This is a genomic window from Paenibacillus sp. FSL M7-0802 (assembly GCF_038004945.1).
GTDB lineage: Bacteria > Bacillota > Bacilli > Paenibacillales > Paenibacillaceae > Paenibacillus > Paenibacillus polymyxa_B.
The window spans coordinates 4,914,379-4,929,424 of record NZ_JBBOSD010000001.1 but is presented as its reverse complement, the minus strand read 5'-3'; the positions used below and the strand labels follow the sequence as shown (position 1 = coordinate 4,929,424).

Here is a 15,046-nt window from a genome sequence, read left to right as displayed (position 1 = left end):
CAATAAAAAAACCGCCATTTAGGCGGTTTAACTTAATAATTTATTCAGGTTTGTGAATAGGAATGCAAATTGTCATTGTTTTAGCGACTACGCAAGGATGCTAACACATCCTCCATATCAGGAGGGATCGGTCTGTTGAATTCCATGTACTCTCCAGTGGATGGATGCTTAAAACCCAGTACCGCCGCATGCAGCGCCTGACCATCCATACGAACCCCTTTGCTGCGTCCATACATAGGGTCGCCAACCAATGGGTGTCCAATAAATTTCATGTGAACACGAATTTGGTGTGTGCGTCCTGTTTCCAATTGAAGTTCAAGCAGGGTATAATCCCCCAACCGTTCAATGACGAGAAAATGGGTGACTGCATGCTTGCTGTTACGTTCCGTCACTGTGAACAATTTGCGATCACCCGAATCGCGGCCAATCGGAGCATCTACCGTTCCCTGATCGTGGCTCAAATGACCGTGAACTAAGGCTATATATTTCCGAGTCACACTATGGTCCTTAAGCTGTGCTGCAAGTGATGCGTGAGCCTGATCATTTTTAGCCGCCATCAGCAGTCCTGATGTATCCTTATCAATACGGTGAACAATACCAGGACGTAATTCCCCGTTGATGCCGGAAAGATCGTGACAGTGGTACATCAGTGCGTTAACCAATGTTCCCGAAGAGTGTCCCGGTGCAGGATGCACGACCAGACCACGTTGCTTGTTAATAACAATAACGTCCGAGTCCTCGTAAACGACATCCAACGGAATATTTTCCGGTACAATATCTACACTTTCTGGCTCCGGTACCGATAATACAATACGATCTCCTTCAGCCAGCTTGTAGTTCGCCTTGATCGCCGTACCGTTCACCAGCACGCGACCATTTCCGATCCACATCTGTATCTGAGAACGAGACACTTCCTTCATTTCTTCGGCGATATATTTGTCTATACGCGTCTTGGCATCCACGGCATCCGCTGTCCATTCCAGAGACTCACTCTCCAGTTCGTCCTCATAAGACAGACCTGCGGCTTCGCCGTTTTCATTCACTTCGCTCATGCTATGACTTCCCTTCAATGCTATCATTGCCACTTCCCTTTTCCCGACGCGATTCCAGCAATGTATCCAAAATAATCAGTGCTACACCGATGACAATCGCCGAATCTGCCACATTAAAAATGGGGAACGTATAGCTTCCAAAATTAAATTGTGCAAAATCAACTACTTCCCCTGAAATAGCTCGATCCAAAAAGTTACCGACTGCTCCCCCCAGCACCAAACTTAGCGCAACAGGAAGTAGCTTTTGTCCAGCCTTGACTGTTTTTCGCAGGTACCAGACGATACCGATCACCACTACAATTGTAATCACGATAAAAAGCCAACGTTGACCTTCCAAAATCCCAAAAGCGGCTCCACGATTACGATGGGAGGTGATTAAAAAGAAATTGCCGATGACTGGTATTTGCTCGTACAATTCCATCCGCGTAGCCACCAAATATTTTACTCCCTGATCAATCAAAAAAATAATTAGCGCAATACCAAAATAAATCACAGTCCTTCGTCACTCCGATCCGCTTATATCCGTTGTTGAACCCATTTATTGTAGCATAAGCGTTCTCAGATCGTCCACGAAACCCGCAAGCTATCAAGCACAGATCATCCATAAAATGAACTCCACTGCATTTGATTAGAATTTCCTATGTAAAAGAGGCCTTCCCGGTGCAAACTACAAGGAGCATACTCGACACAACGCATGCGCATGTAAACCTAGAACAAGGAGAGGATTCCATGTCCCCATTGACGGAGCAACAATTGCAGGGCTTGCGTAACGAACTACTGGAACGCAAAAAAGAAATTGAGCATCGTTTGCAGGACAACGGCCATTACGGACTCGGCGATTCCCAACGCGATCAAACCGGCGAGCTTTCTCCTATTGATAACCACCCAGGAGATCTGGCTACCGAAACCTACGAGCGAGCCAAGGATATTTCCTTACTGGAGCACGACGAATTCCAATTAGAACGCATCGAATCAGCTCTGATGGCCATGGAAAAGGGGACGTATGGCATTTGTGCCGCCAGCGGTAAACCCATTCCCTATGAGCGCCTGCTGGCTGTTCCCTATACCATTTACTGTAAAGAGTACAGTCCCGAAACAGAAGTGTCTAACCGCCGCCCAGTGGAGGAAGAATTTCTCGCTCCCTCGTTCGGCAGAACAAGTCTGGATGATCGTGATGATCAAAACGGCTTCGACGGTGAAGATGCCTGGCAGATCGTCGAAAATTGGGGTACCTCTAACACACCAGCCATGGCCGAAAGTGGAGACATCCACAGTTATGATGATATGGAAATTGAAGCAGGCGACGATAATATGGGCTTCGTAGAACCATACGAAAGCTTTGTTGCTACTGACATTTATGGACAAAATGTATCTGTTATTCGCAGCTCCATTTATCAGCGTTATATCGAAGATGGCGAGGGCGAAGGTCTACTGGAGCCGGATACGCACGAAGACGAATCGTGAACTTCAAAGTGGAGATCGCTGCCTAATAGGTAGTAAGCTCCAATTGTCGTTGTACAATTCGTACAATATCAGCGATATAATCACCGATAATCGGCAAATTCAACGCTCCGAGCACTTGCAGCACATAAATAATGGTAGCGGCAAAAAAAGTAAAACCTAGCGCGATGCCGATTCCCCTGGAAACGCCTGATATTAGATTTAGCCAAAGTAATCGCCAAGGCTTGTTCAGCAGCAAAGCATAATCTGCAATACGTGTCCGTTCCATCTGCTCTGACACAGCACGTATCAGCTTTTCAACACGACTTAATTGCTCTGCCTGATTACCTGTTTTGCTTTTATCTGCGGCTACGGCTGCTCCTTCTCCGTTCATCTCTCGGAGACTTCTCCCCTGTCTACGCCTTGATCGTGCCGTCATATGCACAATCCCCCTTTTCCCATGGCTGCCCTGAACGCAGCAAACGAGCCGAAGCACGTAACGGAGAAAAACCGTTTCCGATGCTTAGGCTCGTTTTTATATGCTGCCTGTTATTGTATTATGGGACAGGGGGCTTGTAATTATTCTCCAATATGAACGCCGATGGTTTTACCGTTCACATCCACATGTTCTGCCGGTTCGGCTTGACCAAATGTCACAGTAGTAACCAATACGTTCTCACGCAACACAGAATCGAAGCTTTCGATGGCCTGACGCAGCTCGTTATCTACATCCAACGTCAACGCCACATACTTTTCAATCGGCAGATCCAGTTTTTTACGATAATCCTGTACCGCACGAACCACTTCACGTACCCAACCCTCTTGCTCCAGCTCTGGCGTAATGTCTGTGTTCAACGCTACCGTTAAGCCATAACCGGAAGCAGAAGCGAAGCCTTCTTTCGCTTTTTTCTCCACCAGCAGTTCTTCGGCCGTAACTTGCAGCTCTTCACCTTCTGGAGAAGCGACGTTTAACACTCCTTTTTCTACAACAGAACGGGTATCCTCAGCAGACATTCCTTTGAAAAAGTTTTGTAGGAAACCGACATTTTTGCCGTATTTCTTGCCTGCTACTTTCAAATTCAGTTTCAGTGTAAAATCTACAAAGCCGCTATCGTCCGTCTCAACATGAATATGCTTCACGTTAATCTCATCTTTGATGATTTCCTCATAGCCACTCAGTTCAAAGTCCTGATCCATGGACAGAATCAACTCGGACAACGGTTGACGCGTTTTCAAACCCGTTTCGTTGCGGACGTTACGCGCCAATTCAACGACACGGCGTGCCGTTTCCATATCTCGTTCCAGTTCCAAATCGATCAAGGACTCATTGGCAGTCGGATAATCATCCAGATGAACACTTTCCCCGTTGCTTAGGTTGAGGTAAATATCCTCTGCAAGCAGTGGTGTAAACGGCGCAAGCAGTTTGGCAGTCGTTAACAACACTTCGGTCAGTGTACGGTATGCATCCAGCTTATCTTCTGTAAGACCATTGCCCCAGAATCGGTCGCGTGAACGACGGATATACCAGTTGCTCAGCTCATCAATAAACGATTCAATTGCTTTAGATGAGTTCAGGAAGTCATTTACAGCCAGCGCTTTGTCCACTACCAAAATGAGGCTGTTCAGACGGGACAAAATCCAACGATCCAACTTATGAGCCGATGGTTTGAACGGATGCTGTGCCGGATCAAATCCGTCGATATCCGCATACAAAGTCAGAAAAGCGTGTGTATTTACAAGCGTATCCACCAGCTTCGATTTAGCCTCACCTACAATGCCTTTGGAAAAACGTTTGCTATTCCATGGTGCACTATCAGACAGCAATGCCCAGCGGAAAGCATCTGTACCGTACTCGTCAATCACTTCCCACGGATCAATAACATTACCCTTGGATTTAGACATTTTCTGCCCCTGCTCATCCAGTACATGGCCTGTCGCCATGACAGCTTTATAAGGAGCTTTGCCAGTCAGCATAGTCGAAACCGCAAGCAAGCTATAGAACCAGCCACGAGTCTGGTCAATCCCTTCACAGATCATATCTGCCGGAAATTGCTGCTCGAACGTTTCATTATTTTCAAAAGGATAATGATGCTGTGCAAACGGCATGGAGCCACTATCGAACCATACGTCGATTACTTCCGGTGTACGAGTCATTTCGTATTTACCGCATTGGCTACGAACCTTAATATCATCTACATATGGTTTGTGCAGCTCGATGTCCGCTGGTACATCGCCAATCGCACGTTCCCTCAATTCAGCAATACTATGCGGAGCGAACTGTTCTCCAGTTTCCTCACAAACCCAGATGTTTAGTGGTGTACCCCAATAGCGATCGCGACTGATGTTCCAATCCACCAGTTCCTCCAAAAACTTGCCAAAACGTCCTTCACGTATATGCCCCGGGTACCATTCGACTTCGCTGTTGTTGGCAATCAATTGATCCTTGATCGCAGTTGTTTTGATAAACCAGCTGTCCATAGCATAGTACAATAATGGAGTATCGCAGCGCCAGCAGAACGGATAGCTATGCTCGTATTTTTCCTTGCTGTACAGCAAACCTTTTTCGGACAGCATTTTAACAATATCTACATCACAGTCTTTCACAAAACGGCCTGCAAAATCAGTGATTTCCTCTACATAGTTACCTTGAAGATCCACCACGTTGATGAATTCAACACCATTTTCACGACATACCCGGTAATCATCCTCACCATGCGCTGGAGCCATATGAACGATACCTGTACCACTGGAGTCTGTTACGAACTTCGCACCCAGAATCTGATTACCCTTCTCAACCTGAAAATACGTAAATGGCGGGGTATACGTTTGGCCAACCAGTTCTGAACCGGATAGTGTGCCAATCACTTCATGATCGCCTTTAATTACGTCCTCAACCAGATTTTTAGCAACGATGTATACACCGTCTTCCTGCTTCACACGTGCATATTCCAGTTCAGGGTTGACGGCGAGCGCCACGTGACTCGGCAAGGTCCAAGGTGTTGTCGTCCAAGCCAGTACATATTCACCACTGCTATGCAGCTTGAATTTCGCCGTGGCACTCAGATCCTTCACATCTTTGTAGCCCTGCGCTACTTCATGAGAACTTAGCGTCGTCTGACAATCCGGGCAATACGGACTCACACGATGACCACGATACAACAGATCTTTTTCATGAATTGTCGCCAAAATGTTCCATACGCTCTCGATGTAGTTATTATCCAAAGTAATGTACGGGTTATCGAGGTCTGTCCAGTATCCGATCGCTTCGGTTAGATCACGCCATTGTTGCTCATACTCAAACACGCTTGCCTTACATTTCTTAATAAACTTTTCAACGCCATATTCTTCAATTTCAGGCTTGTGGGAGATTCCCAGTTGCTTTTGTACACCCAATTCTACTGGCAAGCCATGCGTGTCCCAGCCTGCCTTACGTACGACGCGGTATCCCTTCATTGTCTGATAGCGGCCTACAAAATCCTTAATTACACGTCCCAGCACGTGACCGATATGCGGTTTACCGTTAGCTGTTGGTGGGCCCTCATAAAATACAAAATTTGGCTTTCCTTCACGATTTGTGATGGATTTACGGAATGTGTCCTCTTGTTTCCATTTGCTCAGGATGCGCAGGTCACGGGACCGTGCTTTTTCTTTAACATCCACTCTGTTCATACTGTCATACTCCCTCTCTGCTCATCATTGATTTCCCTAGCATTTCCTAAAAAAAGCAACAAAAAAAGCCCCATCCCTGTAAAGGGACGAGACTGTGCTCGCGTTACCACCCTGATTCCGTAAAAACAGACCATTCTAAAAATACAGTCTCATCACGGCTCTCTGAGCCCCACTCAACTACAGCAGGGCGCCATTATAACGCATGGCAAACGGTGATTGCTTACACACGCCATAAAAAATCTTAAGCGCTTCAGCTCACTTCTCCGGGAGGATCTTCGGTCATGTTCTGAACGTTGGCTTGCACCGGAAGGCCAACTCTCTGAGGGACAAATCATGACGTACTCGTTCCCATCAACGAATTAAACATGTTAAATTCATCGAATATTAAATCAGCAACATCGTTGCCTTGAATAACAACCATCAGCCGACGGACGGATAATCATTGAATTCAGTATAGTATTTACAGTTATAGCCTGTTTAAAGATAAAAGTCAACCCTAACAAAGCCTAATAAAAGCTTGTCAGAAATGAAATTAGTAAATTTCTTTCATCTCACGCTCGCGCTCCAGTACTTCGCGTTCCCGGTTTTCAAGGGCTTCCCAGCCGTCTTGGCTTAACAAATCAAGCTGTGCTTCCACCAGTGTACGAAACCGTGCTCGGTAAATTGATGCCTGCTTCTTCAGTTCTTCAACCTCCAACGCGATCTTGCGGGATTTAGACAATGCTTCGTTCACAATACGGTCCGCATTTTTTTCCGCTTCCTTCACGATCAGTTGGGATTCTTTCTTGGCGTTGTTACGAACTTCATCAGCCGCTTCCTGCGCCACGATAATCGTCTTACTCAGCGTATCCTCAATCGTCGCGAAATGATCGAGCTTCTCCTGTACGTTCAACAACTCGGTGCTCAGTTCTTTATTTTCACGAATAACGCCCTCGTAATCTTTGATCACCTGATCCAAAAATTCATTAACCTGATCCTCATCATAACCGCGAAGCCGGCGGGCAAATTCCTTGTTATGTATATCCAATGGCGTTAATGGCATGCCGTCCACCTCCTATAAGATTGACAAAAAATACATTTTCCGCGTCACGACGCTCACTATCATCTATCGGTCATCATACCCCGTTTTGTGAATACTGTACAGAGCAAAATCGTTCCAGTTCTTCGCTATAGCTTAATTCTTTCGACAGAAAGCTCGTGATTCCTGCCTACAGCTATACAAACTTACCAATTTTGACACGGAATCTTCCCTTTTTTGTCATCCCGTCTGTTTCAAGCACTTTGAAACGCCCAAAACCCTGCATGGAAATAACGTCCCCAGCTTTAAGTGGAGTGGATGGATTCTCCTCCACCTTCCAATTTACCCGGCACCGTCCCGCCCGAATCGGTGTTAATATTTTACTGCGGCTTAGCTTGTACACATCGCTGGCAATACCGTCCAGTCGTAAAGAAGCGACAGTCAGATCTAGCGCCTCTAATGCAACTTCCTTCGTTCGCAGACTCGCTACAGGCAACAGTTCTGTCCATACATGGACACGATGTACCTGCTGCAAATGCATCGTCATAAAATCGACAATCTCTGAAGCTACCAATACATGGCACCCATCATCAAGTACATGAATGTCCCCGATTTTCCCACGTTTGATTCCAAGTCCCAGTAGGGCACCTAGATAATCACCGTGCTCAAGGGTACCTATTTTATGATCGTCAGATGTGATGGAAAGGACCTGAATCCCCATCTCCTCACCGTCCAAATACGAATAATCGGGCGCAATAAGCGCCCGCTTTCGTTCCGAAGCCATGTATCCGCCATCTACCCTAATCGTGACCTTGTCTTCCTTCGAAGCAAGTGTCTCCAATATGTACTGTTGGCGCGGGTCCAAAAAATCAGTCAGCTTCTGCTCATGATAAGCTCCCGCATGACTGATCCATTCGGAAGCGCGATCCACATAATCCCGTTCATCCGGGTGAAAATGCTCATAAATCTCAGTTCGCATAACTCCTCCTAGACGAAATTACCAATTAAAGAAATCAAACCGTATGACGCAAAACGCAGAGCAATCAGCGCAACGATGGGTGAAATATCAATCATCCCGAAGATTGGCGGTATAAACCTGCGAAACGGAGACAAATACGGCTCCACAAACTTGGCAAGTAAATCACCAATTACACTCTCTCTGGCATTAGGAAGCCATGACAGCAGAACATATGCAATGATCATGTACGAATAAATCTGAAATAGCCAGTAAATTACCTCGATCAAGAAAAGTTCACCTCATTCTGTTAAGTTCTTGTTCAGTGTCAGCCAGTATTTCCGTAATAGAGCCTTGAATCTCAACCGTATCTGGTGTACACAGAAAAATATTGTTCCCGACCTTGGAGATACCACCACCCAGTGCATACACAGTACCACTCAAAAAATCAATAATGCGCAGCGCCTGATCCTTGCGAATTCGTTGCAAATTAACTACGACGGTGCGATGGGAACGGATATGGTCGGCAATTTCCTGTGCTTCATCATAAGAACGCGGCTCATACAGGACAACTTTCACATTTTTCTGTGAATGGATGCTGACAACATTAGTGCTCTTCTGGTTCTTACGTTTATCAAAGCTTGGGGTTTCAATTTCTTGATCTTCCGGCGTATTCATAACCTCTCGCTCTATAACTTCCTCTTCTTCCTGAAGCCCCAGAAAGTTCATGAACTTATTCATTACGCCCAATGGAAATCCTCCTCTCGTCCGACCAGTACGGAACCAAGCCGCAGCCAGGTCGCTCCCTCTTCAACCGCCACTTCAAAATCATTGGACATCCCCATAGACAAGTGAGCGATGGGTTCTCTGGTCAAGGCTTGTCCATTTAACCTATCCCGTAATTCACGTAATCCCCGAAACACAGGCCGAGTTTTTTCCGGGTCTTGCTCATGAGGAGCCATCGTCATCAAGCCAATCACGTCCACATGCTCCAACTCGCGAATTTGTTCCAAAAAGGGGACAACCGCCTCAGAGGACAAGCCATATTTGGATATTTCCCCAGAAATATTGACTTGCACAAAAGCTTTAACTCGCAGTCCCAGAGCGGCTGCCTTCTTGTCCAATTCCTGAGCGAGCGATAAGCGGTCAAGCGAATGTATAAATTTAAATTTTCCAATCACATCTTTAACCTTATTCGTTTGGAGATGACCAATAAAATGCCACGTTCCCCGGTCACCCAACTTGCTCCATTTATCCGCAGCATCCTGCCAGCGATTTTCGCCCACATGCTCTAAGTCGCTATCCAGTACCGATGTCATTGTCGCCGCCGAAACATATTTCGTGACAGCGATCACATTAACTTCATCACACGAACGTCCGCTTCGGGCACATGCCGCTTCTACACGGGCATTCACTTCTTTAATTCGTTCCTCCAAAGACACGGGAGGACTCACCTCTCTTCCAGACCAATCCAACTCGCCATTCTTCCTGTGACGCCGCCTTCTTTGCGATATGAAAAAAACAAATCGCTACGGCTACTCGTGCATAAGGTAGTACATTCGATATGGCTCGGCAATATTCCTGCTTTCATCATAATGTGTCGATTGCATTGTTTCAAGTCAAGTAGTGTTTTTCCGTCGGTTAAGGGGAAGTAAACAGAACCTTCCCATTTATCATTACCCGGGCAATCATGCTCCAAAACCCGAATTTGGCTCATCACATGCTCATCCACCTCATAGGATTCAGAACCAATGGAAGGACCAATAGCTGCTAGTATATCAGACGGCTGAGATCCATATTCGTTTTGCATGGTCTGTACCATTTTCAATGCGATTTCCGCAACGGTTCCCTTCCAGCCTGCATGCGCCAACCCAATCACACGGCGGACTGGATCACAAAAATATAATGGTACACAGTCTGCATAAAAGGACGTCAGCAAAATGCCAGGTACATTCGTCAAAAGTCCATCTGTGTCCTGAAAAGCGGATGCACGATCCATAAAGCCCCGCCCGCGATCAGCAGCCTTGACCACAGCAACATGATGACCATGAACCTGTTCACCGCACGTCCACGCTTCAGCAGCAAAGCCAAGCTGCTCAGCAATGAGCCGACGGTTACGAATAACTTGCTCGGGGTCATCCCCTACATGGAACGCACAGTTCAGACTAGCGTAGGGCACCTCACTGACACCGCCATGACGACCTGTAAAACCCGCTGTTAATCCCTGAACCTGCCGCTCCCAAGATTGAATATATAACAACTCCGGTACGGGACGTCCGCCATCTTTCATAAGCGCAGCCCCCGTAGCCTCGGTGTTCACTACAAATGGTTCCATTCATTCTCACCTCTACTGCCCAGTGTACCAAAAAGCCGCCGCCGTGTCTTCACAACACACTAAAATACGTAGATCTGCAAGTTCAGAAGCCCCGTCGGTCACTCCGCTCTTGACGTTCGATATACAACTTTTCCTCCCCTTCACCCGACGGCTCATGCAATCCTTCCAGTCGTACAAGCACAACATCCGAACCAATTTTCACAATGTTGCGCCACGGAATGACCAACTCGCTTCCGCCTCCAAACCAGCCCATAAAACGACTGCTGCCTGGAACCACAATGGCTTCAATTTTCCCCTGCCGCACGTCAATCTCCAAATCACTGATTTGTCCCAGACGTCGTCCATCTACAATGTTAATGACATCCTTGGTTTGAAACTCGGAAATTTTCATTGCTCTTACTGACGTTTCTGGTGCACTCACACGCATCACATCCTTTATTTCACTATATGAGCGGAAGAGCCCAAAAAATGTCCTGTAAACGCAAAAACGATCCGGGTAGGATCGTTTTTATCGCTGAATCATTCAAGCATTCATTTCATTAGGACTTTACATGTTTTTGCATTTGCTGTATAGCCGACTTCTCTAATCTTGAAACCTGGGCTTGAGAGATACCGATTTCGTCGGCAACCTCCATTTGCGTCTTTCCTTCATAAAAACGCATAGACAATATCATCTTTTCACGCTGGCCCAGGCGATGCATCGCTTCCCGCAGAGCGATTTCCTCAATCCATGAGACGTCTTTATTTCTGTCATCACTGATCTGATCCATCACATAGATTGGGTCGCCCCCGTCGTGATATATCGGCTCGAACAGCGAAACCGGATCCTGAATCGCATCCAACGCGAACACAACGTCTTCTTTGGGCACATTCAGTGCCTCTGAAATTTCAAAAATCGTTGGTTCTCGCGAGTTCAGATTCGTCAGACTGTCCCGCACCTGAAGCGCCTTATATGCAATATCCCGTAACGAACGAGATACACGGATCGGATTGTTATCCCGCAAATAACGGCGGATCTCTCCGATAATCATCGGCACCGCATAAGTGGAGAACTTTACGTTTTGCGAAAGGTCAAAATTATCAATCGCCTTCATTAGGCCGATACATCCTACCTGGAACAAATCGTCCACAAACTCTCCCCGATTGTTAAATCGTTGAATCACACTCAGGACGAGTCGGAGATTGCCGTTGACCAATTTTTCTCTGGCTGATCGTTCATTATTTTGCTGAAGTGATGTGAACAACTCGCGCATTTCTGCATTGGTTAATACCGGCAGTTTGGCGGTATCCACACCGCAAATTTCCACTTTATTTCGGGTCATCGTGTCTTACCTCCCAAGGAGCAACATTAATGTACATTATCTCCTGAGGGCATTTTTTTATTCGCCGTTTCCATCGCTTCCGGATATACCCATGCATTATACCATTTTATTAAATTCTTTTCGTAAGCGCTTTATAATTCGCTTTTCCAGACGCGAAATATACGATTGCGAGATACCCAACAGGTCAGCAACATCCTTCTGTGTCTTCTCTTCTCCGTCTTGTAAGCCGAAGCGCAGCTCCATAATCAAACGCTCTCGATCCGTCAACTTATCCAGTGCCTTATGCAATAATTTACGGTCCACCTGCTCCTCAATATTACGGTAAATGGTATCATTTTCCGTCCCCATCACATCGGAAAGCAATAATTCATTACCGTCCCAATCAATATTCAGAGGCTCATCAAAAGAAACTTCCGTTCTCGTTTTACTATTGCGACGCAAATACATCAAAATCTCATTCTCAATGCATCGAGACGCATATGTCGCAAGTTTGATTTTCTTCTCTGGATCAAAAGTGTTAACCGCTTTGATTAGTCCAATAGCACCAATGGATACGAGATCCTCAATGTTGATTCCCGTATTCTCAAATTTACGGGCAATATATACGACTAACCGCAAATTTCTTTCGATTAGCATCGACCGTACTGCTGCATCTCCAGAAGAAAGTTTCCCCAGCAAATATTCTTCTTCGTCTCTCGTCAGCGGTGGGGGGAGCGCCTCGCTGCCGCCAATATAATAAATTTCTTCACTTTTCAGCCCAAATAAAAATAAAATACGATAATATTGCAATTGCAACGCTAGCCTAATTTTCATCTTCAATTTCATCTGTTCCCACATATCATTCTCCCCCTTTTGAAAATAGTGCAATTCCAGCTGTGCTCCGCCCATTTCACCATTGGATATTTCTCGTCGCCTTCAAACATCATTTTGTGTTTATGCTCGTCATCCTGATTCCGTAAAATGCTCACTAAAATGTGCATCTCGTTTCTGGTTGGTATCAGCACTGCCCTCTTCTTGTGCCGTCACATCCGGGTGGATGATGGCACGATACTTACCCTCTGCTGACAATGTTCCCTCATCCAAGCCAATCAACACTCGATGATGTACAAAATGAGCCCCATTCATCACCACCTCTACTCGGTCTGGTTTGAGGGCGAGCATAAAGGAATGACTGCGGTTAATTCCACGATAGGGGACGAGACGAACACGATCCTGCCAGCTAAACGATTCGTCCCCCAGTTCCATCACCAGTTGGTCAGCATTACCCTCAGAACATTTTCGAAGCCAGGAGGCGGGCAAATACGATTCCCACAAGGCCGCCTCCATGACCATCACGGGGGTTCGGGTCAAAGGATCATAGAGCTGGTTACCTGTATCCAACAAGCCTGTACACTCAATATGATCCTGCCCAATCCACACCTGCACTTGTCCCAGAAACCCACTCATCCTTTCTGTGCGCTGCTTTGAGGACTGCACAATACGAAAGAAAAGCATCACTCCGCCAAATGCGCATAAAATAAACCAGAATGCGATTTTCAGTTCAAAAGACATTCCTCCCGAAGCGGTGTACCAGATACCATTAAACAATTCCCCCGTATTTTGGAGAAAATAATGCATCCCCAAAATACCACCTGCAGCTACAAAATTGATCATGTAAAAAGCACCCATTGTACGAAGATACTTTTGCATGCTGCCAAATCCAAAAGCCACCAGCAGCATTATGACCGATAATGCCAGTTTGATCAGGAATGTAAATAAAAAGGACAGTTCCGGCACAAACATCATGACCACGTACATTGCGCCGATTCCAGCTGAAGCCATCAACCTCCACCACACCGGACGAATTTTTCTCATCCAGGCGGTGACCATCAGCAGCACAGCATCAATGAACAAATTGGCCAAAAAAATCAAGTCGATATAAACAACCAAGGCTTCACCCGCCCAGCGTTTGCAGGATAGGCTTAAGTATAGTAGTCATGCTGTTCAAAGTCTGTCTAACGGTGGGGACGGTGACCGACTAATTTTGTCGGAAAGAGGAGAAGCGCCTGAACTGCAGGATACGGAAAACAGAAAGAAGCCCGCATCTCCAAGGAGAATGCGGGCAGTCTGAATTGAAACTAGTTATCGTTATTATTATTGCGCGAACGGTTACGTAAGAATGTAGGAATGTCTAATTGGTCACTGCTTTGAGTGTTACCAAATGGACGCAAGTTAGGAGAGCCTTTTTCCGCCGGTTCGGAAGTAGCCGGGTTGGCTGCCGGTTTACGTCCCGGTGCCGGTTGACTTGGCTTGCCTTCAAAGCCAGTGGCAATGACGGTAACCTTGATCTCTTCTTTCAACTCTTCGTCAATGATAGCACCGAAAATCATGTTTACTTCCGGATCGGAAGCCGATGTTACAATTTCAGCTGCCTCATTAACCTCATACAGAGACAGGTTGTTGCCACCAGTGATGTTCATAATCACACCACGAGCACCTTCAATGGATGTCTCCAACAACGGGCTCATGATAGCCTTGCGTGCTGCTTCAGCCGCACGATTTTCACCAGTTGCTTCACCAATCCCCATCAAAGCGGAGCCACGCTCCGTCATGATCGTCTTAACGTCAGCAAAGTCGAGGTTGATTAGACCCGGTACAGCGATCAAATCTGAAATACCTTGTACCGCCTGACGCAGAACATTGTCTGCTTCACGGAATGCTTCCAACATTGGGGTTTTCTTGTCCACAATTTCAAGCAAACGGTCATTCGGGATTACTATCAAAGTGTCTACTTTTTCTTTTAATCCCTCAATACCAAGTTCAGCTTGATTGGAACGCTTACGCCCTTCAAACGTGAATGGTCGGGTTACCACGCCTACAGTCAGCGCGCCGCATTCCTTGGCAATTTCAGCAATGACAGGAGCCGCTCCGGTTCCAGTACCGCCACCCATTCCCGCCGTTACGAATACCATATCCGCACCTTTGAGCGTATTCATAATGAGCTCACGCGATTCTTCAGCCGCTTTTTTACCCACATCGGGGTTAGCACCGGCACCCAGACCGCGGGTCAGCTTATCCCCAATTTGAAGCTTATGCTCAGACTTCGCTAAATGAAGTGCCTGGGCATCTGTATTGACTGTGATGAACTCCACACCCTGAACACCATTTTCGATCATTCGGTTAACCGCATTGCTGCCGCCGCCTCCGACGCCGATCACTTTAATTTGAGCCAAGCTCTCCATTTCAAAATCAAATTCCAACATACTATTCCATCTC

The 15,046-nt window shown here is 46.4% G+C and carries 16 protein-coding genes and 1 other annotated feature; of the genes, 1 reads left to right on the top strand and 15 read right to left on the bottom strand.

Annotated elements, in window-relative coordinates; genetic code table 11:
- Positions 1-80 precede the first annotated feature (80 nt).
- The gene (locus MHB54_RS22605) at positions 81-1,052 is read right to left on the bottom strand and encodes an RluA family pseudouridine synthase (protein WP_264454769.1); all 972 of its coding nucleotides are present in this window, start codon (positions 1,050-1,052) and stop codon (positions 81-83) included.
- 1 nt (position 1,053) lies between these two features.
- A complete protein-coding gene (gene lspA / locus MHB54_RS22600; protein WP_264454768.1) occupies positions 1,054-1,545 on the bottom strand; it encodes a signal peptidase II in 492 nt (163 codons plus the stop codon).
- Positions 1,546-1,781: 236 nt separating this feature from the next.
- On the opposite strand from lspA, the gene MHB54_RS22595 reads away from it, so the two are divergent.
- Positions 1,782-2,516, top strand: a complete 735-nt coding sequence (locus tag MHB54_RS22595; protein ID WP_264454767.1) for a TraR/DksA C4-type zinc finger protein — start codon at positions 1,782-1,784, stop codon at positions 2,514-2,516.
- 22 nt (positions 2,517-2,538) lie between these two features.
- Here the strand turns inward: MHB54_RS22595 and MHB54_RS22590 are convergent, their stop codons facing one another.
- From MHB54_RS22590 to ftsZ, 13 genes are all read right to left on the bottom strand, one after another.
- Entirely contained in the window at positions 2,539-2,931 is a 393-nt protein-coding gene (locus MHB54_RS22590; RefSeq protein ID WP_226887732.1) for a DUF5665 domain-containing protein, read from the bottom strand.
- 140 nt (positions 2,932-3,071) lie between these two features.
- The gene (gene ileS, locus MHB54_RS22585) at positions 3,072-6,161 is read right to left on the bottom strand and encodes an isoleucine--tRNA ligase (protein WP_340982032.1); all 3,090 of its coding nucleotides are present in this window, start codon (positions 6,159-6,161) and stop codon (positions 3,072-3,074) included.
- A 79-nt stretch (positions 6,162-6,240) separates the two neighbouring features.
- Positions 6,241-6,525 (bottom strand) — a binding site (T-box leader).
- Positions 6,526-6,693: 168 nt separating this feature from the next.
- Positions 6,694-7,203 (bottom strand): DivIVA domain-containing protein, encoded by a 510-nt coding sequence (locus MHB54_RS22580; RefSeq protein WP_023989434.1) that lies wholly within the window; start codon positions 7,201-7,203, stop codon positions 6,694-6,696.
- Positions 7,204-7,375: 172 nt separating this feature from the next.
- Positions 7,376-8,158: a YlmH family RNA-binding protein gene (locus MHB54_RS22575; RefSeq protein ID WP_028540488.1), complete on the bottom strand. Its 783-nt coding sequence runs from the start codon at positions 8,156-8,158 to the stop codon at positions 7,376-7,378.
- A gap of 8 nt (positions 8,159-8,166) precedes the next feature.
- Positions 8,167-8,424 carry a YggT family protein gene (locus MHB54_RS22570; RefSeq protein WP_023989436.1) on the bottom strand — a complete coding sequence of 86 codons (258 nt, stop codon included), beginning with the start codon at positions 8,422-8,424 and terminating at the stop codon, positions 8,167-8,169.
- Positions 8,425-8,431: 7 nt separating this feature from the next.
- Positions 8,432-8,884, bottom strand: a complete 453-nt coding sequence (locus tag MHB54_RS22565; protein WP_023989437.1) for a cell division protein SepF — start codon at positions 8,882-8,884, stop codon at positions 8,432-8,434.
- Positions 8,875-9,576: a YggS family pyridoxal phosphate-dependent enzyme gene (locus MHB54_RS22560; RefSeq protein WP_103744839.1), complete on the bottom strand. Its 702-nt coding sequence runs from the start codon at positions 9,574-9,576 to the stop codon at positions 8,875-8,877. Before MHB54_RS22560 ends, MHB54_RS22565 begins: the two co-directional genes overlap by 10 nt.
- Before the next feature lie 8 nt (positions 9,577-9,584).
- Positions 9,585-10,469, bottom strand: coding sequence for a peptidoglycan editing factor PgeF (gene pgeF / locus MHB54_RS22555; protein ID WP_081327468.1), 885 nt, complete (start codon positions 10,467-10,469; stop codon positions 9,585-9,587).
- Positions 10,470-10,551: 82 nt separating this feature from the next.
- Complete coding sequence (locus MHB54_RS22550) at positions 10,552-10,890, bottom strand: YlmC/YmxH family sporulation protein (protein WP_028540485.1); 339 nt, start codon at positions 10,888-10,890, stop codon at positions 10,552-10,554.
- A gap of 118 nt (positions 10,891-11,008) precedes the next feature.
- On the bottom strand, positions 11,009-11,791 hold the full coding sequence (sigG, locus tag MHB54_RS22545) for an RNA polymerase sporulation sigma factor SigG (protein ID WP_007431182.1): 783 nt from the start codon (positions 11,789-11,791) through the stop codon (positions 11,009-11,011).
- 96 nt (positions 11,792-11,887) lie between these two features.
- Entirely contained in the window at positions 11,888-12,628 is a 741-nt protein-coding gene (sigE, locus tag MHB54_RS22540) for an RNA polymerase sporulation sigma factor SigE (protein ID WP_175405300.1), read from the bottom strand.
- A gap of 105 nt (positions 12,629-12,733) precedes the next feature.
- Positions 12,734-13,720, bottom strand: a complete 987-nt coding sequence (gene spoIIGA, locus MHB54_RS22535; RefSeq protein ID WP_071558484.1) for a sigma-E processing peptidase SpoIIGA — start codon at positions 13,718-13,720, stop codon at positions 12,734-12,736.
- A 188-nt stretch (positions 13,721-13,908) separates the two neighbouring features.
- Positions 13,909-15,033 (bottom strand): cell division protein FtsZ, encoded by a 1,125-nt coding sequence (gene ftsZ, locus MHB54_RS22530; RefSeq protein WP_071558483.1) that lies wholly within the window; start codon positions 15,031-15,033, stop codon positions 13,909-13,911.
- Between the last annotated feature and the right edge of the window lie 13 nt (positions 15,034-15,046).

Excerpts from the sequence above, each read along its gene's own strand:
- MHB54_RS22605 (WP_264454769.1), bottom strand. The coding sequence starts at position 1,052 with ATGAGCGAAGTGAATGAAAACGGCGAAGCCGCAGGTCTGTCTTATGAG.
- MHB54_RS22595 (WP_264454767.1), top strand. The coding sequence starts at position 1,782 with ATGTCCCCATTGACGGAGCAACAATTGCAGGGCTTGCGTAACGAACTA.
- MHB54_RS22590 (WP_226887732.1), bottom strand. The coding sequence starts at position 2,931 with ATGACGGCACGATCAAGGCGTAGACAGGGGAGAAGTCTCCGAGAGATG.
- ileS (WP_340982032.1), bottom strand. The coding sequence starts at position 6,161 with ATGAACAGAGTGGATGTTAAAGAAAAAGCACGGTCCCGTGACCTGCGC.
- MHB54_RS22580 (WP_023989434.1), bottom strand. The coding sequence starts at position 7,203 with ATGCCATTAACGCCATTGGATATACATAACAAGGAATTTGCCCGCCGG.
- MHB54_RS22575 (WP_028540488.1), bottom strand. The coding sequence starts at position 8,158 with ATGCGAACTGAGATTTATGAGCATTTTCACCCGGATGAACGGGATTAT.
- pgeF (WP_081327468.1), bottom strand. The coding sequence starts at position 10,469 with ATGGAACCATTTGTAGTGAACACCGAGGCTACGGGGGCTGCGCTTATG.
- sigG (WP_007431182.1), bottom strand. The coding sequence starts at position 11,791 with ATGACCCGAAATAAAGTGGAAATTTGCGGTGTGGATACCGCCAAACTG.
- sigE (WP_175405300.1), bottom strand. The coding sequence starts at position 12,628 with ATGTGGGAACAGATGAAATTGAAGATGAAAATTAGGCTAGCGTTGCAA.
- ftsZ (WP_071558483.1), bottom strand. The coding sequence starts at position 15,033 with ATGTTGGAATTTGATTTTGAAATGGAGAGCTTGGCTCAAATTAAAGTG.